General features: G+C 69.2%; 25 protein-coding genes and 1 riboswitch. Of the genes, 8 read left to right on the top strand and 17 right to left on the bottom strand.

Annotation, left to right across the window (positions count from 1 at the left end; genetic code table 11):
• Nucleotides 1-101 precede the first annotated feature (101 nt).
• Nucleotides 102-749, top strand: a complete 648-nt coding sequence (locus ACWF7A_RS12585) for a DedA family protein (protein ID WP_452250544.1) — start codon at nucleotides 102-104, stop codon at nucleotides 747-749.
• Between the two features lie 89 nt (nucleotides 750-838).
• Here the strand turns inward: ACWF7A_RS12585 and ACWF7A_RS12580 are convergent, their stop codons facing one another.
• On the bottom strand, nucleotides 839-1474 hold the full coding sequence (locus tag ACWF7A_RS12580) for a nucleoside/nucleotide kinase family protein (RefSeq protein ID WP_093595565.1): 636 nt from the start codon (nucleotides 1472-1474) through the stop codon (nucleotides 839-841).
• A complete protein-coding gene (locus tag ACWF7A_RS12575) occupies nucleotides 1438-2283 on the bottom strand; it encodes a PfkB family carbohydrate kinase (protein ID WP_452250543.1) in 846 nt (281 codons plus the stop codon). Before ACWF7A_RS12575 ends, ACWF7A_RS12580 begins: the two co-directional genes overlap by 37 nt.
• A gap of 33 nt (nucleotides 2284-2316) precedes the next feature.
• Between ACWF7A_RS12575 and ACWF7A_RS12570 the strand changes: the two genes are divergently transcribed.
• Nucleotides 2317-3291, top strand: coding sequence for a LacI family DNA-binding transcriptional regulator (locus ACWF7A_RS12570; RefSeq protein ID WP_452250542.1), 975 nt, complete (start codon nucleotides 2317-2319; stop codon nucleotides 3289-3291).
• Nucleotides 3285-4016, top strand: a complete 732-nt coding sequence (locus ACWF7A_RS12565; protein WP_452250541.1) for a sugar phosphate isomerase/epimerase family protein — start codon at nucleotides 3285-3287, stop codon at nucleotides 4014-4016. Before ACWF7A_RS12570 ends, ACWF7A_RS12565 begins: the two co-directional genes overlap by 7 nt.
• Here the strand turns inward: ACWF7A_RS12565 and ACWF7A_RS12560 are convergent.
• The 8 genes from ACWF7A_RS12560 to ACWF7A_RS12525 form a co-directional block, all read right to left on the bottom strand.
• Complete coding sequence (locus ACWF7A_RS12560; protein ID WP_452250540.1) at nucleotides 4006-5103, bottom strand: glycoside hydrolase family 76 protein; 1098 nt, start codon at nucleotides 5101-5103, stop codon at nucleotides 4006-4008. The two genes, ACWF7A_RS12565 and ACWF7A_RS12560, sit on opposite strands and share 11 nt — an antisense overlap.
• Nucleotides 5104-5128: 25 nt before the next feature.
• The gene (locus tag ACWF7A_RS12555) at nucleotides 5129-5794 is read right to left on the bottom strand and encodes a TrmH family RNA methyltransferase (protein ID WP_452250539.1); all 666 of its coding nucleotides are present in this window, start codon (nucleotides 5792-5794) and stop codon (nucleotides 5129-5131) included.
• Nucleotides 5766-6134 carry a DUF2784 domain-containing protein gene (locus ACWF7A_RS12550; protein WP_452250538.1) on the bottom strand — a complete coding sequence of 123 codons (369 nt, stop codon included), beginning with the start codon at nucleotides 6132-6134 and terminating at the stop codon, nucleotides 5766-5768. The genes ACWF7A_RS12555 and ACWF7A_RS12550 overlap by 29 nt, the downstream gene beginning before the upstream one ends.
• 59 nt (nucleotides 6135-6193) lie before the next feature.
• Nucleotides 6194-6748 (bottom strand): orotate phosphoribosyltransferase, encoded by a 555-nt coding sequence (gene pyrE, locus ACWF7A_RS12545; RefSeq protein ID WP_090066190.1) that lies wholly within the window; start codon nucleotides 6746-6748, stop codon nucleotides 6194-6196.
• 73 nt (nucleotides 6749-6821) lie between these two features.
• Nucleotides 6822-7595: an SDR family NAD(P)-dependent oxidoreductase gene (locus ACWF7A_RS12540; protein ID WP_452250537.1), complete on the bottom strand. Its 774-nt coding sequence runs from the start codon at nucleotides 7593-7595 to the stop codon at nucleotides 6822-6824.
• Nucleotides 7596-7644: 49 nt separating this feature from the next.
• Nucleotides 7645-7821: an LPXTG cell wall anchor domain-containing protein gene (locus ACWF7A_RS12535; protein WP_355297666.1), complete on the bottom strand. Its 177-nt coding sequence runs from the start codon at nucleotides 7819-7821 to the stop codon at nucleotides 7645-7647.
• A 258-nt stretch (nucleotides 7822-8079) separates the two neighbouring features.
• Nucleotides 8080-8814, bottom strand: a complete 735-nt coding sequence (locus ACWF7A_RS12530) for a hypothetical protein (protein ID WP_452250536.1) — start codon at nucleotides 8812-8814, stop codon at nucleotides 8080-8082.
• Between the two features lie 78 nt (nucleotides 8815-8892).
• Complete coding sequence (locus tag ACWF7A_RS12525) at nucleotides 8893-9720, bottom strand: helix-turn-helix transcriptional regulator (RefSeq protein ID WP_452250535.1); 828 nt, start codon at nucleotides 9718-9720, stop codon at nucleotides 8893-8895.
• A gap of 113 nt (nucleotides 9721-9833) precedes the next feature.
• Here ACWF7A_RS12525 and ACWF7A_RS12520 point away from each other — a divergent pair, with 113 nt between their 5' ends.
• Nucleotides 9834-10868, top strand: a complete 1035-nt coding sequence (locus ACWF7A_RS12520) for an aldo/keto reductase (protein ID WP_452250534.1) — start codon at nucleotides 9834-9836, stop codon at nucleotides 10866-10868.
• Between the two features lie 49 nt (nucleotides 10869-10917).
• Here the strand turns inward: ACWF7A_RS12520 and clpB are convergent, their stop codons facing one another.
• A complete protein-coding gene (gene clpB / locus ACWF7A_RS12515) occupies nucleotides 10918-13500 on the bottom strand; it encodes an ATP-dependent chaperone ClpB (RefSeq protein ID WP_452250533.1) in 2583 nt (860 codons plus the stop codon).
• A gap of 126 nt (nucleotides 13501-13626) precedes the next feature.
• Here clpB and ACWF7A_RS12510 point away from each other — a divergent pair, with 126 nt between their 5' ends.
• A complete protein-coding gene (locus tag ACWF7A_RS12510) occupies nucleotides 13627-14010 on the top strand; it encodes a VOC family protein (protein WP_452250532.1) in 384 nt (127 codons plus the stop codon).
• Here the strand turns inward: ACWF7A_RS12510 and ACWF7A_RS12505 are convergent.
• Nucleotides 13908-15575, bottom strand: a complete 1668-nt coding sequence (locus ACWF7A_RS12505) for an MDR family MFS transporter (RefSeq protein WP_452250531.1) — start codon at nucleotides 15573-15575, stop codon at nucleotides 13908-13910. The two genes, ACWF7A_RS12510 and ACWF7A_RS12505, sit on opposite strands and share 103 nt — an antisense overlap.
• Nucleotides 15576-15891: 316 nt before the next feature.
• Complete coding sequence (locus ACWF7A_RS12500) at nucleotides 15892-16524, bottom strand: pyridoxamine 5'-phosphate oxidase family protein (RefSeq protein ID WP_452250530.1); 633 nt, start codon at nucleotides 16522-16524, stop codon at nucleotides 15892-15894.
• A gap of 317 nt (nucleotides 16525-16841) precedes the next feature.
• Between ACWF7A_RS12500 and ACWF7A_RS12495 the strand changes: the two genes are divergently transcribed.
• A complete protein-coding gene (locus ACWF7A_RS12495; RefSeq protein ID WP_452250529.1) occupies nucleotides 16842-17945 on the top strand; it encodes an FAD-binding oxidoreductase in 1104 nt (367 codons plus the stop codon).
• A gap of 6 nt (nucleotides 17946-17951) precedes the next feature.
• A riboswitch (ZMP/ZTP riboswitch) is annotated at nucleotides 17952-18036 on the top strand.
• Between the two features lie 13 nt (nucleotides 18037-18049).
• Complete coding sequence (locus tag ACWF7A_RS12490; protein ID WP_452250528.1) at nucleotides 18050-19267, top strand: serine hydroxymethyltransferase; 1218 nt, start codon at nucleotides 18050-18052, stop codon at nucleotides 19265-19267.
• 150 nt (nucleotides 19268-19417) lie between these two features.
• Here the strand turns inward: ACWF7A_RS12490 and ACWF7A_RS12485 are convergent, their stop codons facing one another.
• Complete coding sequence (locus tag ACWF7A_RS12485) at nucleotides 19418-19987, bottom strand: TetR/AcrR family transcriptional regulator (RefSeq protein WP_452250527.1); 570 nt, start codon at nucleotides 19985-19987, stop codon at nucleotides 19418-19420.
• An 86-nt stretch (nucleotides 19988-20073) separates the two neighbouring features.
• Between ACWF7A_RS12485 and ACWF7A_RS12480 the strand changes: the two genes are divergently transcribed.
• On the top strand, nucleotides 20074-20973 hold the full coding sequence (locus tag ACWF7A_RS12480) for an SDR family oxidoreductase (RefSeq protein ID WP_452250526.1): 900 nt from the start codon (nucleotides 20074-20076) through the stop codon (nucleotides 20971-20973).
• On the opposite strand, the gene ACWF7A_RS12475 is transcribed toward ACWF7A_RS12480, so the two are convergent.
• The 3 genes from ACWF7A_RS12475 to dnaJ are packed head-to-tail and all read right to left on the bottom strand — an operon-like array spanning nucleotide 20955 to nucleotide 23055.
• Nucleotides 20955-21458 carry a hypothetical protein gene (locus ACWF7A_RS12475; protein WP_452250525.1) on the bottom strand — a complete coding sequence of 168 codons (504 nt, stop codon included), beginning with the start codon at nucleotides 21456-21458 and terminating at the stop codon, nucleotides 20955-20957. The two genes, ACWF7A_RS12480 and ACWF7A_RS12475, sit on opposite strands and share 19 nt — an antisense overlap.
• Entirely contained in the window at nucleotides 21455-21883 is a 429-nt protein-coding gene (locus ACWF7A_RS12470) for a heat shock protein transcriptional repressor HspR (RefSeq protein ID WP_452250524.1), read from the bottom strand. The genes ACWF7A_RS12475 and ACWF7A_RS12470 overlap by 4 nt, the downstream gene beginning before the upstream one ends.
• A gap of 5 nt (nucleotides 21884-21888) precedes the next feature.
• Nucleotides 21889-23055, bottom strand: coding sequence for a molecular chaperone DnaJ (gene dnaJ, locus ACWF7A_RS12465; RefSeq protein ID WP_452250523.1), 1167 nt, complete (start codon nucleotides 23053-23055; stop codon nucleotides 21889-21891).
• Between the last annotated feature and the right edge of the window lie 5 nt (nucleotides 23056-23060).

The following is a 23060-nucleotide window of genomic DNA, read 5'->3' as shown; positions in this document are numbered from 1 at the left end:
CCAGGCCCGGCGGCGACGAAGCGTGCTCAATCCAGATTTCGTCTTCCGGTCAACCCGATGTCGCCGTGCCGCCGGCACACCACGACGTAGGCTGGCTCACCGTGGCGCATGCTTTCGCCTCGCTGGAGAGCGCGGGTCCGTTGGCCGTCTGGGTCATCGTGCTGAGCTTCATCTTCGTCGAGTGCGCTTTCATCTTCGGGCTGTTCCTGCCCGGTGACTCGCTGCTGTTCGCGGCCGGTGTGGTGCTGGCGACGCACAACAGCGAGCTGTCGGCGTGGCTGCTGTCCCTCGCGGCCCTGGTCGTCGCCGTCGTCGGCAACCAGGTCGGCTACTTCATCGGCCGTGGCACCGGCACGCGCGTGCTCGCCCGCAAGGGCGGCAAGGTGCTGAACCGGCAGAACCTGAAACGCGCGGGCGACTTCCTCGACCGTCGCGGGTTCTGGGCCGTGGTGCTCGCCCGCTGGATCCCGTGGATCCGGACGCTGGCGCCCATGATCGCCGGTGCCGCGCGGATGGACCTCAAGCGGTTCACGGTGGCCACGACCATCGGTGCCATCGCGTGGGTGCCCACGCTGGTGCTGGCCGGGTACTACGGCGCGGGCGTCCTGCAGATGTTCCCGTGGCTCGAGACGGCGGCGATCATCCTCAGCGTCGGGTTCTTCCTCGGCGGCACCGGCTGGGGCATCTGGCGCTACCGCCAGGAGATGGCCAAGCCCATCGACGAAACGGTCGACGTCGGCTCGAACTGAAGACAGTTCTCCCCGACGACGCTCACCTGATCTCTCCTCTGCGAGGGCTGCCTGAACGTGCAGTGCATCCCCGTGCGGAGCAGCCCGTCCTAGAGCACCTCGGTGATCAGCAGGTCCGCTGATCCCTTCGACGAGTTCACCATCAACGCGTTGACGTGGTCCGTGCCGTGCAGCACCCGTTCCTCCGCCTCCGACAAGGTGCGCCCGTACCGCAGGTGGCGGTCGATCAGGCGCTGCACGCGCACGTCCTCGTCGATGAACAGGAACCACGCCTCGTCCAGGATGATCCGGACGCGCTTCCACTTGTCGTAGTTGAGCAGCAGGTAGTTGCCCTCGGTGACGACGAGCGGGACGTCCGGGTGCACCGGCACGGCGCAGGCGACCGGTTCCTCGATCTCGCGGCGGAACTCCGGCGCGTAGATCATGTCCGGCCCGCACGCCTTGATCCGGCCGAGCAGGTCCACGTAGCCGGGGATGTCGAACGTGTCGGGCGCGCCCTTGCGTTCGACCAGCCGCAGCCGTTCGAGCTCGCTCTGCGCGAGGTGGAAGCCGTCCATCTCGACCAGCACGGCCTGGCCGTCGAGGGCCTCGACGAGCCGCCGCGCGAGTGTCGACTTGCCGGAACCGGGTGCGCCGCCGATGCCGAGAATCTTGCGCTCACCCTGATCGGTGAGCACCCGAGCCCGTTCTAGCAGCTCGTCGAACCTGACCTGCTGTCCTGCCACCGCGCCAGCTCCTCAACCCAGTCCCCGACCGCACCGACGCGAACGGCGGCCGCCTCCGACGCGAAGCCGATGGCAGCCACCGGATCCGCGCCTGACGCCAGCGCGTAGGCGTACGCGCCGTGCCAGACGTCGCCGGCACCGTTCGTGTCCTTCACCTCCACCGCGGGCACGGGCAGCTCTCCGGCCGAGCCGTTCCGCGACCAGGTGACCGGCTTCGCACCCTGCGTGCGAATGACCAGCGGCACCCCGTAGGAGTGCACCTCGGCCTCGGACCGCTCGAACCCGGCAGAGCAGGCGGCCACGTCCACCAGCGGCAACAGGTGATCGAGGACAGGTTTCCAGCTCCCGGCGTCGAGCACCACAGGCAATCCCAGAGCTTTCGCCCGCCGGGCGACGGGGATCACCAGGCCGTCGTGGTGTCCGTCCAAGAGGACCACGTCCGCGGCGGCCAGCAGATCGGTCAAATCCGGCGCGACCACCGGCACGGAGGCGTTGCGCGAGACGACCGTGCGCTCCCCATCAGCGTCTCTGACGACGACCATGCTGACGGGCGTCGTTCCCTCCACCGCGGTGACGTGAACAGGTTCCAAGGAGGCCCGGACGAATTCACCCAGTGCGTCGGCACCCAGTGCGGTGAGCAGCGACGCCCTTCCGCCCAGTGCGGCGACCGCGCGGGCGGCGTTGGCCGCCGGGCCACCGGGCGAGAGCAGAGCGTCGAGCGAGCGGATCTTCTGTCCAGGATCTGGGAACTCGTCCACCCGTTGGGTCACGTCGAGAGTTGTGAGCCCGACACACAGCACGGCTGCCATCAGGGCTTCCTCCAAACGGGTATGGTCCCGGCCATGGTCACCATGCGGGATGTCGCGGCTCTCGCGGGGGTCTCCATCACCACGGTGTCACACGTGATCAACGAGACGAGGCCGGTCGCCGGGGACACGCGCGAGCGCGTCCAGAAGGCGATCGACGAGACCGGGTACACGGGCGACGCCATCGCGCGATCGCTGGTCATGGGCGGCACGAAGTCGCTGGGCCTGGCCGTGTCACTGGTCTCGCACCCGTATTTCGCCGAGCTGATCGCCGCCATCGAGTCGGAAGCGACCCGGAGCGGCTACTCGCTCGTGCTGATCGACACGAGAGACACCCCCGAGTCCGAGCAGACGGCGGTCAGGATGCTGCGCTCGCGAAGAGTCGACGGGCTGCTGCTCACCCCCTCCGCCGGCGGCGGGAGCCTCGTGCTGCCGGAGCTCAAGAGACTCGGCATCCCCACGGTGCTGGTCGACCGGCTGACCGTGGCCAAGGACATCGACCAGGTCGGGCCGGAGAACGTGCAGGCCACGTCGGGTCTGGTCAGGCACCTCGCGGAGCTCGGGCACCGCCGCATCGGCATCGTCTGCGGCCAGGTGGGCGTGGCGACGACCGAGGAACGCATCCTCGGCTACCGCCTCGGCCTCGGCCGTGCGGGCCTGAAGTGGGACGAGGCGTTGGTGTCGCAGAGCGGCTGGCTCGCGCCGCTGCTCGACCAGGAGGACCCGGCCACCGCCGTCGTCGCCGCGGACCACCTCGTCACCGTCGGCATGCTGCACGAGGCACGGGCCCGCGGCCTGAAGCTCGGCACGGACCTGGCCGTCGTCGCCTACGACGAGGTCGAGTGGGCCACCCTGATCGAACCGCCGCTCACCACCCTGGCCCAGCCGGTCGAGGAGATCGGGCGGACCGCGGTGAAGCTGCTGCTCTCCCGCATCGCCGACCCGGACAGGGCGCCCGAGACCATCCGGCTCGCGCCGTCCCTCATGCACAGGCAGTCCTGCGGATGCTGATCCCCGGGCTCGTCTCGGTGACGTTCCGGCAGCTCACGGTCTCCGAGATCGGCGAGCTGGCGACGGAGTGCGGGCTGCAGGCCGTCGAGTGGGGCGGTGACGTGCACGTGCCGCCCGGCGACTTCGCGGCGGCGCGCAAGGCGCTGGACACCGGCCTGAAGGTGGCCGCGTACGGGTCGTACTACCGGGCGGGCGTGTCCGACCGGGCCGAGCTGGCGCCGATCCTCGAGACCGCGGCCGAGCTGGACGCGCCGTACGTGCGGGTCTGGGCCGGCACGGCGGGGTCGGAGGAGACGCCCGACCGCGCACCGGTGGTCGAGGCGCTGCAACACGCCGTCGAACACGCCGAGGCGATGGGCACGAAGATCGCCCTGGAGTACCACCGCAACACGTTGACGGACACGCTGGACTCGACGGTGCAGCTGCTGGACGAGGTCGACGGCGTGGTGTCGTACTGGCAGCCGAGCGGCGGTCAGGACGTGTTCTCGGCGATGCACGAGGTGCGGACGCTGGAACCGGTGACGGCGCACGTCTTCTCGTGGGGTCCCGGCGGCTTCCAGGAGCGGTTCCCGCTCGCGCAGCGCCGTGACCTGTGGAAACCGGTGCTGACCGAGCTGGCGCGCGACGGCATCGAGCGCAACGCGCTGCTGGAGTTCGTGCGGGACGACTCACCGGAGCAGTTCCGCGAGGACGCCAGGACGCTGCTGGGCTGGCTCAAGCCGTAGCGACGTCCACACCGTGCCGTTCGAGCAGGGCGGCCGCCTCCAGGCACATCCAGCCACCGAGCTGGACGGACAGGTCCCGTCCCTCCACCGCGTCGGCCGGGACGGTCCACTCCGGACCGAACAACGGGCCGCTGACCGCCATCACGCGGTTGAGCCAGGCCGCTTCCGCCGACTGCACCACGAGCTCCCGCGCCAGGTCCGCGGTCTCGTGCCGGTCGGGGTCGAGGTCCGGGATCGTGAGCGCGGCCTCGGCGAGGTAGCGCGTCAGGATTCCCGCGAACAACCCGCCGTCGCCGCCGCCCTGGCCCTTGATCACACCGTTCGTGGCGAGGTCGTCGTGGACCGCGGTGATCGTGCGGGCGGCCTTGTCGAGCCACTTGTCGGCCTGGCCGTGCTTGGCCAGCTCGACGCACGCACCGATGAGAACCCCTTGGCAGTACGTGTAGATGTTCTTCTCGTACTCGCGGATCTCGCCGTCGGGGTGGACGTGCAGGCCGTCCCACGCGAGGCCGTTGCCGGGGTCGACGAGGTTCTCCTCGACCCAGTCCACGATGGACCGTGCGCGGGCGAGGTCGGTGCGTTCGTTCTGGCGGGCCAGGAAGATCGCAGCGGGACCGTTCGCCGGGACGTTCTTGAAGTCGTCGTTGCGCTTCCACCAGATGCCGCCGCCGGCGTGGTCGGTCCACCCGTCGCGCAGCCGTTCGGCGATCGCGCTCAGTGCCTTGGGCTTGGCGACGCCGACCTCGCGCTCGGCGCGTTGCAGGGCGAGCCCGAGCCACGCGACGTCGTCGTAGAAGTCGTTGGTCCAGCCCAGGACGTTGCGCACCCGGATGCCCCGCACGACCTTGGTGATGGCCGTCTTGCGCAGCTCGTTGGGCGAGCGCAGGTAGCCGTCGATCATGCAGTCCAGCAGGTGTGCCTGCCACCAGTAGTTGAAGCTGGTGTGGATCTTGTCCTTGAAGAGCGGGGGCCACGCCCGCGCCCCGAGGAGCGTGCCCGGCACACCCCAGACCCGCCGAAGGTGCCTGGAGTACACCGCGCGCTCCGCGACGCCCGCGCGCGCCGCCAGCAGTTTCGCGATCACCACAGGGTCATCGTGAGTGCTTGACCGGTCAAGAAGCGCGATGAATCACCCAGTGGTAGAGGCCCATGGCCACAGAAGTTGTCAGGTTGTAACTGCTGACCTTCTCGCGCATGGGCAGCCGGACGATCCGCGCCGCCTTCTCCCGGACCTCCGCCGAGAGCCCGTGGCGCTCCGAGCCGAACGCCAGCACGGCGTCATCGGGAATGGGGCCTTTCAGCAGGTCGCCGTCCGCGTCGAACGCGATCAGCTCGCCCGCGAAGTCGAGGCTCGTGACCTTGGCCACCGGCAGTGCGAAATGCAGTCCGGCGGAGCCCCGCAGCACGTTGGGGTGCCACGGGTCGACGTCGCCGGTGGAGATCACGCCACCCGCGTCGAGGCCGGCGGCCACCCGGATGGCGGCACCGAAGTTGCCGAGGTTGCGCGGGTTGTCGAGCAGAACGACCGGGGCGCCGCGGTCGAACGGCAGGTCCGGCCGCTCGGCGAACGCGGCCACGCCCGTCGGATGCGTGCGGCCCACACGGAGCTTGAAGTGGTTCTGGTCCACCTCGGTGGCGGCCGCGAACCGCTCGCGCAGATCAGGTGCGTGCGTCTCGGCGAGGCTGATCGCGGCGGCGAGGTCCGTCGTGATCAACGGGTGCACCGCGGCGCCGAAGCGCAGCGCGTGCTTAACAGCGTGAAAGCCTTCGAGCAGCACGGTGACCAGCATAGAAGCCGACCCACGAGATGATCACGATCGACCCCAGCACCAGCTGGACCAGCGTCGACGCGCTCTCCGGGTACCAGACGCCGTCGATGTAGTGGTCGATGAACCCGGCGCCCAGCGGCGGCATCCCCGCCTCCGCGCGGAAGAACTCCTCCGCGGTCGTGAGCGGGCACGTCACCGGCATCGACAAGCTGAGAATCGCCCACGCACCGATAGCCAGGTGCGGGTAGATCACGCCCCGCCACCGCCATGCGATGAACCCGCCCACGAGCAGGAACGCCAGCACGGCGAAGTGCAGCAGCATGACCGCCTCGGCGAAGAATCTGGCCATTCGCACCACCCCGTCCTCCAGACTAAGACGGGGTGGCTCGAAGCGCTCTCGATAAAACCTCAGGCGAGCCCGAGGTCGTTCAGGTCGAGCAGGTACCGGTACTGCAGACCCTCGGCCTCGATGGCCTCCTTGGCGCCCGTGCCGCGGTCGACGACCGTGGCGACACCGATGACGTCGGCGCCGTGCTCGCGCAGCGCGTTGACGGCCGTGAGCACCGAACCACCCGTGGTGGAGGTGTCCTCGACCGCGAGCACCCGCTGGCCGCGCACGTCGATGCCCTCGATCTGGCGCTGCATGCCGTGGGCCTTGTTCGCCTTGCGCACGACGAACGCGTCGAGCACGTCACCGTCGGCACCAGCTGAGTGCATCATCGCGTAGGCGACGGGGTCGGCGCCGAGCGTCAGGCCGCCGACCGCCACGAAGTCCCAGTCCGACGTGAGCTGCCGCAGCAGCTTGCCGATCAACGGGGCCGCCGCGTGGTGCAGCGTCGCCCGCCGCAGGTCGACGTAGTAGTCGGCTTCCTTGCCGCTGGAGAGGGTCACCTTGCCGTGCACCACGGCCAATTCGCTCACGAGACGAGCGAGTTCTGACTTCGCGTTCGCGTCCAAGACCACTTCAGTTCGCACGGGTCGTCAGCCTCGCACATACGCGCGTCCGACGCCTCGTACGCTGCGTCACCGCGTCCGCTCAGGTGCGGCCGCGCCCACCCGCGAACCTCGACGCCATCCGGCGCACCAACGGCCTCGGCAGCAGCCTCGTGATGGTCACGATCGCCTTGTACTGCAGGCCCGGGATCGACAGCGGCTTGCCGCGGCGCAGGTCGCGCAGGGCCTCGTGGACCAGCTTGTCGACGTCGACGTAGAGCCAGTTCGGCGTCTTCGACATGTCGATCTGCGCGCGCTTGTGGAACTCGGTCCGCACGAAGCCGGGTGCCAGCGCCATGATCCGCACGCCGGTGCCCTCGGCGGCGAGCGCCGTGCCCTCGGAGAACGCCGTCACCCACGCCTTGTCGGCGCTGTAGCTGGTGCCGCGGCCGGGCAGGAAGCTGGCGACGCTCGACACGTTGATCACGTCGCCCTTGCCGCGCGCGATCATGGCCGGGATCGCGGCCCGGCACAGGCGCAGCACGGTGGTGACGTTGACGTTCAGCTGGTTCTGCAGCTTCTCGACGTCCGTGGCGAAGAGCTCGCCGTTGTTCGCGAAGCCCGCGTTGTTGACCAGCAGGTCGACGGCGGACTCGGCCAGCCGCTGCTCGACCTTCAGACGGTCGTCGTGGTCGCTGAGGTCGGCCGGCAGGACGTCGACCTGGACGCCGTGGCGGTCGTGCAGCTGCTTCGCGAGCTCCTCCAGCGCGGGCGCTGTGCGCGCGACCAGCACGAGGTCGTAGCCCTCGGCCGCAAGCCTGCGGGCGAAGGCGGCCCCGATCCCGACGGTCGATCCGGTCACCAGTGCGGTTGGCATGCCAAGGCACGGTAGTCGGAAAGTCGCCGGGGTCGAAGGCCGCCGATGATCACACTTCGTGCTTCGCCGGGCGGCGGAGCACGAACAGGCGCAGCGCGAGGCCGGAAACGACCATCGCGACCCCGCCGAACAGCAACCACCCGACCGACGCACCGGTGTTGGCCAGCGTCACTACGGACGCCGTGCCGGCGACGGCAACAGGTGCAACTGCCTTTCCTCCGTACATCGTGGATCCCTTCCGGGGGTTCGGGGACACGACGGTCTTGCTGTCGTGAGTATCTGAATCAGGGCCCGATGTTTTACACGGAGCGAAGTGTGATGTAGCTCACAGCACTTTAGATGCGGTCTGGAATAGCGCTGGCTGGAGCAATACGACGGACGGTACACAAAACGGTTGATCACCCAACGTCACATGAACCAGGCGTGCGAGGGGCATGAAAAAGCCGCTGCCGGGTGTCCGGCAGCGGCTTCGGTGAACGTTTCGTCAGGGCTGCTTGCGACCGAACGACGGGCGGTAGACCTCGCCGCCCTCGTTCTCCTCGGCCACCGGCTCCTCGCGCTCGGACGGGTCCGGGTCGAACGGGTCGATGACGTCCGCGAGCTCACCGACGTCGCGCAGCAGCCGTTCGAGGCGCGCGGGCGACGAGTTCGGCGGCGCGGCGGCCAGCACCCAGTCGTTCTCCATCCAGACGACCGTGACGTCGCCCCCGATCTCCTCGGCGGCGTCGATCAGGTCCGGCGTGATGATCTTGCGAGCCGCCGGCACGTCCGTGACGAACGCGTACCGCGACCCGACCGGCCCGAGCATGTCGGGCATCGGCTTCTTGTCGTCGTCGCGCTGGAACGGGACCGTCGAGAGCCACAGCTCGATCACCACCGACAGCGCTCGGCGGCAGCGCACGCCGACCAGCACGGAGTTGACCTTGCCGCCTGTCTCGTGGTCGAGCACGTAGACCTGCCTGCGGCCGTCCGCGGTGAAGGTGGAGCCCGCGACGACGTCACGGGCGAGGCCCGTGCCGTAGTACGCGATGGCCCCGGCTTCCCACCGGGTCGGCAGCACGTGGTCTGTCTCCTCGAACTGCCAGCCACGCAGGGCAGCCCAACGGCGCCGTTCACGATTACGCGCGGTTCGTTGCGCCCGGTCGGTCGCGAGCAGGGCGAACCCCGCCACGCCCGCCACCGCGGCGACGGTGAACCAGACCCACGCCGGTATGCCCACAGCGAGAGCCTAGTGGGTCGGAGGCGAGGAACGAAGATCACTTCCGCGCGTCGTGACCAGGGCGTGCCTTTCCTCAGGTCAAGACGCCGCACGAGTGCGGTGCCGCAGCGCGTCCATCGCCGCCTGGCTCGCGGCGTCCGCTGCCCGGTAGACCACCAGCAGCTGGCCCGGGTCCTGCAGCGACGCGAGCGTCTCGAACCGCAGCGCGATCTCGCCCGCCTCCGGGTGCCGCATCACCTTGTCGCCGCGGGCGTTGAGTTTGACCTCCCGCTCGGCCCACAACCGCGCGAACTCCTCGTCCCGCGCGACGCACTCGGCGATGAGCCCCGCCAGCACCCGGTCCCGCGGATGCGCGGCCCACGCGGCGCGCAGGTGCGCCACCCCCTCGCGGACGACGCGGCCGCGGTCGGCGTAGAGCTCGCGGATCTCGGGGTGCAGCAGGCACAACCAGATCGCGTTGCGACGCGACGGCGGCAATGTAGCGAAGTCCAGCAGCACGGACGTCATCTCGGTGTTCCACGCGAGGACGTCGAAGCGGTGGTTCATCACCATCGCCGGCCGCGGTGACAGGTCGGACACCAGCTGCACCAACGACGGCGACGCCTCCGTGGCGGCTCCGGTGCCGGGACGGGGCCGCGCGAGGCCGGACAGGTAGGCGCGCTCGTCCGGGTCCAGCCGCAGCGCGCCGGCCAGCGCGTTCACCACGTCTTCCGACGGCCGCAGCCCACGGGCCTGTTCGAGCCGCACGACGTAGTCGACGCTGACCCCGGCCAGTTCGGCGACCTCCTCCCGGCGCAGTCCCGGAGTCCGCCGGCGACGCGACGGCAGGCCGAAGTCGCGCGGATCCAGCCGTTCACGCCGGCTCCTCAGGAACGCGGCCAGCTCGTGCGTCACGTCGGTGACCATGGCCGTTCCAACAGTCCGGGTAGGACCCGTGTTCCCAGGAAGTCCCTTCCCTTACCCACTTCTCCCGACGCGCACAGGCTGGTGCCACACCACCGACCAGGGGAGAGAACACGATGTCGCTCGACACCTACCGGCTGCTGGGCCGCTCCGGACTGCGGGTCTCCCCGCTGGCCCTGGGCACGGCGACCTTCGGCAACGAGTGGGGCTGGGGCTCCGAGCCGGACGACGCGCGCAGGTTGTTCGAGACCTACGTGGAGCGCGGCGGCAACTTCATCGACACCGCGGCCTCGTACGGAGGGTCCGAGGAGATGCTGGGCGAACTCACCCGCGACCGGCGCGAAGGCCTGGTCCTGGCGACGAAGTACTCGACCCTGCGCACCCCCGGCGACCCGAACTCCGGCGGCGCCCACCGCAAGAACCTCTTCGCGTCCGTCGAGACCAGCCTGCGCCGCCTGGGCACCGACCGCCTGGACCTGCTGTACGTGCACGTGTGGGACGCCGCGACGCCGTTCGACGAGGTCCTGCGCGGCCTCGACGACCTGGTGCGGCAGGGCAAGGTCCTGCACGTCGGCATGTCCAACGCCCCGGCCTGGGAGATCTCCCGCATGCAGGCGGTCGCCGACCTCCGGGGCTGGTCACCGCTGGCCGCGCTGCAGATCGAGTACAGCCTGATCAACCGAGCCGGCGAACGCGACCTGATCCCGATGGCGCGGGCGCTGGGACTGGGCGTGTCCCCGTACTCGCCGCTGGGCGGCGGGGTGTTGTCCGGCAAGTACTCCCGCGCCGACCTGACCCCGGCGGGCACCGACCGCAGGAGCTTCAACGCGGGCCTGGGCATGGTCACCGAACGCACGCTGTCCATCGCCGACGTGGTGCGGGAGATCGCTATCGAGGTGGAGCGCACGCCCGCTCAGGTCGCGCTGGCCTGGAACCTGCGGCAGCCCGGCGTGACGGCACCCGTCGTCGGTGCCCGCACGCCGGAGCAGTTGCTGGGGAACCTGGAGGCGTTGGAGGTCGGCCTGACCGAAGGCCAGCTCGCGCGGCTCGACGAGGTGAGCGCGATCGAGCTCGGCTACCCGCACGACCTGCTGGCGGGCGAGCACATCCGGGCGGTGACGTCGGGAGACCTGAAGATCGAGAGCCGCTGACACGACAGCGGCCCTGCCGTTTCGGGCAGGGCCGCTGGGGAACTCGGGCTCAGGCCGTGCGGCCCACGATCAGGCCGGAGTTGTCGTCCAGCACGTCGACCCGCACCGTGTCGCCGTCCCGCACCTCGCCGGCCAGCAGCTCCTTCGCCAGCTGGTCACCGATCGCCGACTGCACGAGCCGCCGCAGCGGCCGGGCCCCGTAGATCGGGTCGAAGCCGTTCAGCGCCAGCCAGTCACGGGCCGACGGGGTGACCTCCAGCGTCAGCCTGCGGGCCGCGAGACGGTCCGCCAGGCGGGCGATCTGGATGTCCACGATGGACGTCAGCTCCTCGGTGGCGAGCGCGTGGAACACCACGACGTCGTCCAGCCGGTTCAGGAACTCCGGCTTGAAGTGCCGCTGGACGACGGCCATCACCGCGTCGCGGCGCTCCAGGTCGGTGAGCGACGGGTTCACGATGGTCTGCGAACCCAGGTTCGACGTCAGCACCAGGATCGTGTTGCGGAAGTCGACCGTGCGGCCCTGGCCGTCGGTCAGGCGACCGTCGTCGAGGACCTGCAGCAGCACGTCGAACACGTCCGGGTGCGCCTTCTCGACCTCGTCCAGCAGCACGACCGAGTACGGGCGGCGGCGGACGGACTCGGTGAGCTGGCCGCCCTGGTCGTAGCCGACGTAGCCGGGAGGCGCGCCGACGAGACGGGCCACCGAGTGCTTCTCGGAGTACTCGCTCATGTCGATGCGGATCATCGCCCGCTCGTCATCGAACAGGAACGCGGCCAGCGCCTTCGCGAGCTCGGTCTTGCCGACGCCGGTGGGGCCGAGGAACAGGAACGAGCCCGTCGGGCGGTCCGGGTCGGCGACTCCGGCGCGCGTCCTGCGCACCGCGTCCGACACGACGCGCACCGCCTCGGCCTGGCCGACGACCCGGCGGGCCAGTTCGTCCTCCATCCGCAGCAGCTTGGCGGTCTCGCCCTCCAGCAGCCTTCCGGCCGGGATGCCGGTCCACGCCGACACCACGTCCGCGACGTCGTCGGGGCCGACCTCCTCCTTGAGCATCGCGGCGTCCTGTGTGGACTCCGCGGCGACCGCGAGCTCCTTCTCCAGCTCGGGAATCCGGCCGTAGCGCAGTTCGGCGGCACGACCGAGGTCGCCGTCGCGCTCGGCCCGTTCGGACTCGCCGCGCAACGACTCCAGCTGCTCCTTCAGGCCGCGCACGCGGTCGATGGAGCCCTTCTCGTTCTGCCACCGGGCCGTCAGCGCGGAGAGCTCCTCGCGCTTCTCCGCGAGCTCGGCGCGCAGGGCGTGCAGCCGTTCGACCGACGCCGCGTCGGACTCCTTGGCGAGCGCCATCTCCTCGATCTCGAGACGCCGCACGGCACGTTCGACGGTGTCGATCTCGACGGGCCGCGAGTCGATCTCCATGCGCAGCCGGGACGCGGCCTCGTCGACGAGGTCGATGGCCTTGTCCGGCAGGAAGCGCGCGGTGATGTAGCGGTCCGAAAGCGTTGATGCGGCGACAAGAGCGGCGTCCGTGATGCGCACGCCGTGGTGCACCTCGTAACGCTCCTTGAGCCCGCGCAGGATGCCGACCGTGTCCTCCACCGACGGTTCGCCGACCAGCACCTGCTGGAAGCGGCGTTCCAGGGCGGCGTCCTTCTCGATGTGCTCGCGGTACTCGTCCAGGGTCGTGGCACCGACCATGCGCAGCTCACCGCGGGCCAGCATCGGCTTGATCATGTTGCCGGCGTCCATCGCCGACTCACCGGTCGCGCCGGCGCCGACGATCGTGTGCAGCTCGTCGATGAACGTGATGACCTGCCCGGCCGAGTCGGTGATCTCCTTGAGCACGGCCTTGAGCCGTTCCTCGAACTCACCGCGGTACTTCGCCCCGGCGACCATCGAGCCGAGGTCGAGGGACACGACCTTCTTGCCGCGCAACGACTCCGGCACGTCACCGGCCACGACGCGCTGCGCCAGGCCCTCGACGATCGCCGTCTTGCCGACACCGGGCTCGCCGATCAGCACGGGGTTGTTCTTGGTGCGCCGCGACAGCACCTGCACGACCCTGCGGATCTCGGCGTCACGGCCGATCACGGGGTCGAGCTCGCCCTTGCGCGCACGTTCGGTCAGGTCGACGCCGTACTTCTCCAGCGCCTTGTAGGTGCCCTCGGGATCGGCCGACGTCACCCGAGCGGACCCGCGCACCTTGGCGAAGGCCTCGGTCAGCGCGTCCGGCGTGGCACCGTGGCGCCGCAGCAGGTCGGCCACCGGGCCGCCGTACTGCGCGAGCCCGACGAGCAGGTGCTCGGTCGACACGTACTCGTCACCCATCTCGGTGGCGAGCTCCTGCGCCTTGTTGATCACCCGCACGGCGTCGCGCGAGAACTGCGGAGCGGACACGGTGGAACCGGAAGCGCTGGGCAGCGAACGGGAGAGCTGTTCGAGCTCCTTGCGCACCTGTGCCGGGTCGGCCCCCACGGCCGACAGCAACGGCGAGGTCAACCCGTCCGTCTGCGCCAGCAGTGCACTGAGCAGGTGCACGGAACCCACGTCCGGGTTCCCGTTCAGCGTCGCGGCCTGCACCGCCGCGGAAACGGCCTGCTGCGTCTTGGTCGTCGGGTTGAAAGCGTCCATTCCTCCACCTCGTGGTCAGCCTCCAGCATGGAGCATCATCCCGCACAACGTCAGAAAAGTTGAGTGTGTTCCGCTCAACCTTGAAATCGCTCCAGATCACACGCCGACTAGGCGATGATCACGCTCATGACGTCCATCATCCACAGCATCACCATCGACGCGCGGGACTCCTACGAGATCGCCTCCTGGTGGAGCAAGGTCCTCGACCTGCCGATCCACCCCGACGACAACCCGGGCGACCCCGAGTCGATGATCGAACTGCCGAACGGCATCCGCTACCTGTTCATCAACGTGCCCGAGAACAAGGAGCTCAAGAACCGCCTGCACCTGGACCTGCAGCCGGTCACCCTCACCCGCGACGAGGAGGTGGAGCGCCTCGTCGGCATCGGCGCGACGGTCTTCGACGATCAGCGCAGGCCGGACGGCACCGGCTGGGTCACGATGCGCGACCCCGAGGGCAACGAGTTCTGCGTGGAACGCAGCGCAGCCGAACGCGCCGCGACTTCCTGATCGCTGTCACTCGAAAGCACCAACAGCTTGTCCACAGCAGGGCCTGACTTGTCCACAATCCGCAGGTCAGTATCCACAGGTGAATCAAGCTCAGTCGCGACCGTCTGTGCACCAGAACCCGTTGGGGTGACAATTTCGTCGTCCACCGAGTCCCGCAGCGGCTGCTCCTTGATCAGCAACACCGCGATGACCGTGAACACGGCGAGACCAGCGGCGATGAGGAACAGCTCACCCATCGCGTCGCCGTAGGAGTCCCGCACCACTGGGGAGAGGGAACCGGGGTCGAGCGTCTTCGTGCTCACCGAGGCGGCGAGCACAGCCCCGAGCACCGAGACGCCGGCCGTCCCTCCAAGCGACCGCAGGAATGTGGCCGTGGAACTGGCCGCTCCGAGATCGGCCATCCCCACGCCGTTCTGCACGGCGAGCACCAGGTTCTGCATGGTCAGCCCCACACCGACGCCGACCAGCGCCAGGTAGGCCCCCATCAGCACCAGGTTCGTCCGGTGATCGATCGTCCCCAGCAGGGCCAAGCCCAGGACCAGCGAGAACGACCCCCACACGAGGTAGCTCTTCCACTTCCCGCTCTTGGCGATCAACTGTCCGCTCACGGTCGACGAGATGCTCAGCCCGAGCACCAGCGGCACCGTCAGCAGCCCGGCCTTGGTGGGCGAGAACCCGCGAGCGATCTGGAAGTACTGCCCCATGAACACCGAGGCCCCGAACATCGCCGTACCGACCGCGACACCACCGAGCATCGCCAGGACCACGGTCCGGTTCTTGAACAGGTGCAGCGGGATGACCGGAGCGGAAGCCCGCCGCTCCACGAAGTAGGCACCGAGCAGCGCCACCAGGGCACCGCCGACGAACAGCGCGCTCTCCCGGCTGACCCAGGCGAAGTCCTTGCCCGCGAACGACACCCACATCAGCACCAGGCTCACGCCACCGGTGATCAGCGTGGCGCCGAGGTAGTCGATCTTCACGTGCTGCTTCTTGACCGGCAGGTGCAGCGTCTTGTGCAACACGGCCAACGCCACCAGCGCCAACGGCACGCAGACGAAAAAGCACCACCGCCACCCGGGCCAGTCGACGAGGAACCCGCCGACCAGCGGCCCGCCCACGGTCCCGGCGGAGATCACCATCCCGGTGTACCCGCTGTACCGCCCACGCTCTCGCGGACTCAACAGCGCCCCGACGACGACCTGCCCCAGAGCCTGCACACCACCCATCCCGAGCCCCTGCACGACCCGGAACGAGATGAGCTGCTCCATGTTCGAGCTGAACCCGGACAGCACGGACCCGACGACGAACAGCACGATCGCCGCCTGCAGCAGCTTCTTCTTGTCGAAGAGATCAGCGAGCTTGCCCCACAACGGCGTGCTGGCCGTGGACGCCAGCAACATGGCCGTGATCACCCACGTGTACTGCGTCTGCGTGCCTTTGAGATCAGCCAGGATCGTCGGGAGAGCGTTCGAGACGATGGTGGAGCTGAGGATCGCAACGAGCAACGCCACCCAGATACCGGACAGCGCTTCGAGGATCTCCCGATGAGACGAGGGCCGAGTCAAACCGGCACACCTCCAGCAATTAGTTGATGTCATACAACTATATCTGGAGATACTTAGCAAGGCCAACTAATTCGGTGGCTGATGGGTCACACCCGGACAGGGTCGCCCAGCACGCTCGAGCCCAGATCGCACGCGACGCCGGGGGGGGAAAGCCTGGAGGGGGTGCCGAGCGGACACGGTTTCGTCCGCCTGACACCCCCTCCATGGCCTGGGAGCAGAGCCCCCGGGGGAAGCGCTCAACGCAAGGTGGCCGCCCTCGCTGTGGCCCACGCAAAGGTCGCCCCACGCCAGGTCAGCCCCATGCGGACGTCACCCCTCAAGCATCAACCTGAGCATCCTTGCGAGCCTTGACCTCGAAGAAGTCCCCACCCTTCCTCCGAACGTCATCCGTCCCCCAGTCGCGGATCCGGTCCACGGGAACCATCCGGGGGATGTGCTTGCGACAGTGGATGTAAGCCTCCTCGACGGACACCACCACCCACCGCTCGATCCTCCGGTCCTCGGCGGCGAACTCGGCGAACTCCTCGACAGGCGCGATCCGGGCGGCCCCGTTCACGTGCAGCCCGATCAGGTCCTCCGTGAAGTCCAGCATCAGCATCCCGATGTGCGGGTTCTCCATGATGTTCCCGAGAGACGCCATGACCCCGTTACCCCGGTACTCGGGGTACACCAACGTCCGGGAGTCGATCACCCGCAGGAACCCGGCGGACCCCGCACGCAGCGAGGAGTCGCACTCCCCGTCCGCATCGGCGGTCGAGATGAACGCCATCTCCATCCGGCCGACGAACGCGGCCATCACGGGGTTGAGGTGATCGAGAACCTGATCCGAGTAGAAGCGCGTAGCGCGATCGGTCGTCTCCAGGGCACATTGGAGGAAGTGCTCACCGCGTGAGCCAGGTTGCTCAACACGGTCGGGTGAGGTGGTTTCAGTCAGCTCAGGCAGGGACACGCGCCCAACCCAAGCACGCAAGCACGCAACCCGGTACAGACGGACCCTCACATTCACACTGTTGCGGTAACAACTACTCACATACAGTGACCATGCTTCGCTCAAAGGTGGCATCAAGGAGTCAAACAGCCCGATCAGGGGTTACTGTCCACCCTGTCGGGGGACGGATGCTTGACGAGGACGAACGGTGCCTTGCCGGCGCCACTGAGAACGACGATGAAGAACGTGGAGACTGCGCGCGGACCATGACTGCGAACGCTGTGCTGAGCCCCATCCCTACCCCGCCCCACCGAGAGCCCCCGCCTGGTGTCACCGCGATGGTGCGGATGATCCGGGAGAGCTTCGCGGTGGTGGAGCCGCATTCCGAAGAAGTGGCGAAGTTCTTCTACGGAATGCTCTTCTCGCTCTCGCCTGCCACACGCGAGATGTTCCCCGCGAACATGGAGGTGCAACGCAGCCGTCTGCTGCGCGCCCTCGTGCACGTGGTGCAGATGGTCGACCGCCCGGACGACCTCATCCCCTTCCTGCGTCAGCTGGGCCGTGACCACCGGAAGTTCGGTGTCATCAACGTCCACTACGAGGCGGTCGGGACCGCACTGCTGTCCGCGGTGAAGAAGTTCTCCGGCGCCGCCTGGACGCCCAAGGTCGAGATGGCGTGGGCCGAGGCCTACACCCTCATGGCCAGGGCGATGCAGGAGGCGGCCGACGCCGACAACGGGCCCGCCTACTGGCACGCGACGGTGCTGGAGCACCAGCGCGTCTCGTGGGACCTCGCCGTCGTGCGCCTGCAGCCGGACCACCCGGTGAGCTACAAGGCCGGTCAGTACGTCAGCGTGGAGACCCCGCAGCGCAAGCGCCTGTGGCGGTACTACTCGCCGGCGAACGCACCGCGCGAGGACGGCGTCATCGAGTTCCACATCCGGTCCGTCGACGGCGGCTGGGTGTCCCGCTCGGTGGTCGGCCACACGCAGGCCGGTGACACGTGGCGCATCGGACCGCCCATGGGACGTCTGTCGGTCGACCGCACGACCGGCACGGACATCCTGATGGTGGCCGGTGGCACGGGTGTCGCGCCGATGCACGCGATCATCGACGAGATGTCGCAGTACGGCGAGAACCCCCGCGTGCACCTGTTCTACGGCGGCCGCACCCGCGAGGACCTCTACGACCTCGACAACCTGCAGCGCATCGCGACCACGAACCCGTGGCTCACGGTCGTGCCGGTGCTGGAGTCGGACCCCGGCGTCCGAGGTGTCGAGCAGGGCAGCCTCGCCGACGTGGTCACCCGCTACGGCGCGTGGGAGGACCGGGACGTCCTGGTCTGCGGCAGCCCGGCCATGATCAGGTCGACGGTGTCCCGGATGCTCGTCGCCGGAACCCCGCTCGACAGGATCAAGTACGACCCGTTCACGCTGGACTAAGCTCGGCACGTCGAAAGCGACTGGCGTGCCGAGGGTGGAACTGACCACCGGGAAGCGACTGCCGCGAGCACCGAACGCCTGGGTGCCCGGCACGGAGTGATGCCGTGCTGCGCGAAGTCGATCCCGAGATCGCCACCCTGATCCAGGCCGAGGAACATCGTCAGGCCAGCAAGCTGCGCATGATCGCGTCGGAGAACGACGTGTCGGCCGCCGTGCTCGAGGCAACGGGCTCGGCGCTGACGAACAAGTACTCCGAGGGCTATCCCGGCAAGCGGTACTACGAGGGCCAGCAGGTCATCGACCAGGTCGAACTGCTGGCGCAGGACCGGGCGAAGGCGCTCTTCGGCGTCGACCACGCGAACGTCCAGCCGTACTCGGGTTCTCCCGCGAACCTCGCCGTGTACCTGGCGTTCCTGAAGCCGGGCGACACCGTGATGGGCATGTCCCTGCCGATGGGCGGGCACCTCACGCACGGCTGGAGCGTCTCGGCCACGGGGAAGTGGTTCCGCAGCGTCCAGTACGAGGTCCGCAAGGACACCGGCCGCGTCGACCTGGACGAGGTCCGCTCACAGGCCCTCGCCGAACGCCCGAAGGTGATCTTCTGCGGCGGCACGGCGATCCCGCGCACGATCGACTTCCCGGCGTTCGCCGAGATCGCTCAGGAGGTCGGCGCGCTGCTGGTCGCCGACATCGCGCACATCGCCGGCCTGGTCGCCGGTGGCTCGCACCCGTCGCCGGTCGGGCACGCGCCGGTCATCACCACGACCACGCACAAGACGCTCAGGGGCCCGCGCGGCGCCATGATCCTCACCGACGCCGAGCACGCCAGGGCGATCGACCGCGCGGTCTTCCCCGGCCTGCAGGGCGGTCCGCACAACCACACCACGGCCGCCATCGCCGTCGCGCTGAAGGAAGCCGCGCAGCCGGAGTTCCGCGAGTACGCGCACATGATCGTGCGCAACGCCCAGGCGCTCGCGGAGGCGTTGCTGGAGCGCGGGTTCGACCTGGTCTCCGGCGGCACCGACAACCACCTGATCCTGATCGACCTGACGTCCAAGCTGATCGCGGGCAAGCCGGCCGCGCAGGCGCTGGACCGCGCGGGCATCGAGCTGAACTACAACGCGGTCCCGTTCGACACCCGCAAGCCGTTCGACCCGTCCGGCATCCGCCTCGGCACGCCCGGCGTCACGACGCGCGGCCTGAAGCCCGAGCAGATGCCGTTGATCGCGGACTGGATGGACCGCGCGATCGCCGCCCACGACAACGAGCAGGCGCTGGACCGCATCGCCGCCGAGGTCGGGGAGCTACTCGGCTCCCTCTAGTGGTGTGGCTCGGAACGTTGCCGGGGGAATTCGCGGTCAGACGGGTGCATCGTGGTGTCGCCCCCACGGCCTCGTACTGGTTGTACGGGGGCGTGGGGGCGGCGCCGCGAGGTGCCTGCTGAGCGTGGATCACCTCGCCGACGTTCCGAGTCACACCACTAGCCTCCCGACGGCTTCACGCACCTCGCCGAGGGTCCGGCGGGCGACTTCCGCGAAGTCCCCGCCGGCCTCCAGCCAGCGCTCGTAGCCGCGGTCGAACGCCAGCACGCCGAGCTCGGCGGCCACGGCGGCCTCCAGCTCCGGCACCCCGCGCTGCCTCAGCGCGTCCGTCATCGCGATGGCGAACCCGACCATCTTCAGCGCGGCCCGCTCGCGCAGCTCGTCGTTGCCCGCGATCACCAGCAACCGCTGCGGCCCGTGCGCCCGCCGCTCGTCGGTGAACGTCACCGCCGTCGCCACCAGCGCCGCCTCGACCACGTCGAGCGGCCCGGTCTGTGCCGGCGCCTCGGCGATCGCCGACGTCATCAGCTCGGCCAGCACGTCCTGGCCGCCGAACAGCACCTCGCGCTTGTCCCGGAAGTGCCGGAAGAACGTGCTCTTCGTGAGGCCGGCACGTTCGGCGATCTGCGCGACCGCGGTGTTCTCGTACCCCTGCTCGCTGAACAGGTCGAGTGCGGCGCGCACCAACCGCTCCCGCGCGTCCGGCTCCCATCGACCCATACGTCACATCCTAAGTGATGCGACTTGGTCCCATCACTCTGCTACGGTTGATGAGACCAAGTCCCATCACTTTCCAAGGATGTGTCATGAAGGTCTTCGTCACAGGTGCCAGCGGCCACGTCGGCTCGGCGTTGGTTCCCGAACTGCTCACCGCGGGCCACCAGGTCGTCGGCCTGGCCCGCTCGGACGCGTCCGCCGCCAAGCTCGAGGCCCAGGGCGCCACCGTCCAGCGCGGCGATCTCGACGACCTCGACGGCCTGCGCAAGGGCGCGGCCGAGGCGGACGCCGTGATCCACCTGGCGTTCAAGCACGAGGAGATGTACGCGGGCGACTACCAGGGCGCCTCGGACGCCGACCTCGCGGTGGTCCGCGCGTTCCTCGACGAGCTGGCCGGCACCGGCAAGGCGCTGATCGGCACCGGCGGCACGCTGTCGTACTCGGGCCTCGGCCGCACGGCCACCGAGGAGGAGCGGATCTCCAGCGAGGGCCCGCGCGGCGCCGCCCGCAACGCGATCATCGACGCCGCGGACGTCCGCGGCTCGGTCGTGGTGCTGCCGCCGACCGTCCACAGTGAACTGGACACGGCAGGCTTCATCCCGATCCTGATCAGGACCGCCCGTGCCACGGGCATTTCCGGCTATCCGGGCGACGGCTCCAACCGCTGGTCCGCCGGCCACACGCTGGACGCGGCACGGCTCTACCGGCTGGCAGCGGAGAAGGCTCCGGCGGGTTCGGTGCTGCACGCGGTCGGCGAGGAGGCCATCACGATGCGGGAGATCGCCGAGGCCATCGGCCGGAAGCTGGACGTGCCCGTCGAGGCCATCCCGGCGGAGCGGGCGCAGGAGCACTTCGGCGCGCTCGCGTTCATGGTCTCGCGGGACGCACCGACGTCCGCTGAGCGCACGAAGTCGTTGCTGGGCTGGGAACCGAAGGAGCCCGGGCTGCTGGAGGACCTGGAGAGCGGGTTCTACTTCGAGGAGAGCTGAGCCTCGAGCTCACGGTGCGCCTCGGACACCGCACCAGTGGGATCGGGTCCGGTCAACGCGGCTTCCTCCAGCGCGGCAAGGACTTCCGGCGAGCGCGACCACGCGGTGAGCGGACCGGCGTCCGGCCCCTCGCGCACCAGTCCCGCCAACGCGGCAGGGGTGCCGAGGAAGTAGTCGCGCAGGGCCGCCTGCTCGCGCTGGTCGCTCTTCGCGTAGACCTCGGACGCCAGCCGCAGCCAGTAGAAGTCCGCCTCGATCTCGCCGAGCGCGATCAGCTCCAGCACGCGCGGGAGCAGGTAACGCACGAAGTTCTCGTCGCCGATCGTCCCGGACTTGAGCCAGAACTTCTCGATCTGCAAGGAAGTCAACTCCCGCAAGGGAACCGTCGTGAACGGCGCGATGGATGCCGCGTCCACGCAGTGGTCGCAGAACTCGACCACTCGCGGGCGCGGCATCGCGAAGACTTCGTGCAGTCGCTCGATCATTTGCGGGGCTTCGGTTTCCAGACGACGAGGGCGGTCTCCTGCCGGATCGGGACCAGGTCCCGCCGGTAGGAGGCGTGCACCGCGGCGGCCGTGGAGTCGGCCATCGCCAACGCCTGCGCGAGCTCCTGCTGGAGCTCTACGACTCGCGACTGCAGCGCGTCGACCTGGTTCTCCAGGTCGATGATCCGCTTGATGCCGGCGAGGTTCACGCCCTCGTCCTGCGACAGGCGCTGGACCTCGCGCAGCAGCACGATGTCCCGCATGGAGTAACGGCGGCCGCCACCGTTCGTGCGGCCCGGCGAGACCAGGCCCAGCCGGTCGTAGGACCGCAGGGTCTGGGCGTGCAGGCCCGACAGCTGGGCCGCCACCGAGATCACGAAGAACGGCGTGTCTTCATCAGTTCCTGGGGGGAACGGAAAACCCACCGAACTCACCGCCCTTCAAGCAGCGCGTTCAGGTCACCGCGCGGGTCATGATCGGTCGTCACGTCTGCGTACGCCTCGAGCGCCTTGCGGGCGTCGGAGGACAGGTTGTTCGGCACGGCGACCTCCAGGGTGATCAGGAGATCCCCCGCGGTCCCGTCCCGCTTCGTGATCCCCTTGCCCCGCGCCCGCAGCACGCGCCCCGAAGCCGTACCGGCAGGCACCTTCAAGGAGACCTTGCCGTCCAGCGTGGGCACGGTCAACGTGGTTCCGAGCGCGAGCTCGGAGAACGTCATCGGCGCCGTCAGCGTCAGGTCGTTGCCCTGACGGCCGAACACGCTGTGCGGGTTGACGTGCACGCGCACGAACAGGTCGCCGCTCGGGCCACCGTTGCGCCCCGGTTCGCCTTGTCCCGCAAGGCGGATCCGCTGGCCGTCGTCGACCCCCGAGGGGATCCGGACGGTCAGCGTGCGGGTGCGGGTGCTGACACCGTCGCCACCGCACTCGGGGCACGGGTCGTCGATGATCCGGCCGGTGCCGCGGCAGTCGCGGCACGGCTCGCTGAACGCGAACGCGCCCTGCGACCGCGTGACGAGGCCGGAACCCGAACAGGTCGCGCAGGTGTGCGGCGTGGTGCCCGGCTTGGCACCGGAACCGTTGCAGGTCGTGCAGGCGGCGGGGGACGACAGGCGCAACGGCACCGTCGCTCCCTTGACCGCCTCGGTGAAGTCGATGCGGACGTCGGTCTCGACGTCCTCACCACGACGCGGACGCGTGGCGGACCCCGGTGCCGTGCCGCCGCCGCGCCGGTTGAACAGGCCGCCGAGCAGGTCGCCCAGGCCGCCGCCACCGGTGCCCTGCGCGGCACGGCCGAACAGGTCGTTGACGTCGAACCCGCCGGAGCCGAAGCCGCCGGAGCCCGGGAAGCCGCCGCCGCCCGCGAACAGGCGGCGGGCCTCGTCGTACTGCTTGCGCTTGGCCGGGTCCGACAGCACGCCGTAGGCCTCGGAGACCGCCTTGAAACGGGCCTCGGCCTTGGCGTCACCGGGGTTCGCGTCGGGGTGCAGCTCGCGGGCGAGCTTGCGGTACGACTTCTTGATCTCGTCCGCGGATGCCTCGGAGGAGACGCCCAGCTCGCGGTAGAAGTCCTTCTCGATCCAGTCCCTCTGACTCACCGGAC

Source organism: Lentzea sp. NPDC055074, assembly GCF_053608005.1.
Note: the sequence above shows the minus strand (reverse complement) of the source record. Positions and strands in the feature narration are given on the sequence as shown.

What these genes read in the sequence shown, in the direction of transcription:
- clpB (WP_452250533.1), bottom strand. Translation starts at nt 13,500, where the DNA reads ATGGACGCTTTCAACCCGACGACCAAGACGCAGCAGGCCGTTTCCGCG.
- ACWF7A_RS12475 (WP_452250525.1), bottom strand. Translation starts at nt 21,458, where the DNA reads ATGATCGAGCGACTGCACGAAGTCTTCGCGATGCCGCGCCCGCGAGTG.
- ACWF7A_RS12485 (WP_452250527.1), bottom strand. Translation starts at nt 19,987, where the DNA reads ATGGGTCGATGGGAGCCGGACGCGCGGGAGCGGTTGGTGCGCGCCGCA.
- ACWF7A_RS12495 (WP_452250529.1), top strand. Translation starts at nt 16,842, where the DNA reads ATGGTGCGGATGATCCGGGAGAGCTTCGCGGTGGTGGAGCCGCATTCC.
- ACWF7A_RS12520 (WP_452250534.1), top strand. Translation starts at nt 9,834, where the DNA reads ATGTCGCTCGACACCTACCGGCTGCTGGGCCGCTCCGGACTGCGGGTC.
- ACWF7A_RS12550 (WP_452250538.1), bottom strand. Translation starts at nt 6,134, where the DNA reads ATGGCCAGATTCTTCGCCGAGGCGGTCATGCTGCTGCACTTCGCCGTG.
- ACWF7A_RS12535 (WP_355297666.1), bottom strand. Translation starts at nt 7,821, where the DNA reads ATGTACGGAGGAAAGGCAGTTGCACCTGTTGCCGTCGCCGGCACGGCG.
- ACWF7A_RS12480 (WP_452250526.1), top strand. Translation starts at nt 20,074, where the DNA reads ATGAAGGTCTTCGTCACAGGTGCCAGCGGCCACGTCGGCTCGGCGTTG.
- ACWF7A_RS12510 (WP_452250532.1), top strand. Translation starts at nt 13,627, where the DNA reads ATGACGTCCATCATCCACAGCATCACCATCGACGCGCGGGACTCCTAC.
- ACWF7A_RS12575 (WP_452250543.1), bottom strand. Translation starts at nt 2,283, where the DNA reads ATGGCAGCCGTGCTGTGTGTCGGGCTCACAACTCTCGACGTGACCCAA.
- ACWF7A_RS12540 (WP_452250537.1), bottom strand. Translation starts at nt 7,595, where the DNA reads ATGCCAACCGCACTGGTGACCGGATCGACCGTCGGGATCGGGGCCGCC.
- ACWF7A_RS12525 (WP_452250535.1), bottom strand. Translation starts at nt 9,720, where the DNA reads ATGGTCACCGACGTGACGCACGAGCTGGCCGCGTTCCTGAGGAGCCGG.
- ACWF7A_RS12565 (WP_452250541.1), top strand. Translation starts at nt 3,285, where the DNA reads ATGCTGATCCCCGGGCTCGTCTCGGTGACGTTCCGGCAGCTCACGGTC.
- ACWF7A_RS12570 (WP_452250542.1), top strand. Translation starts at nt 2,317, where the DNA reads ATGGTCACCATGCGGGATGTCGCGGCTCTCGCGGGGGTCTCCATCACC.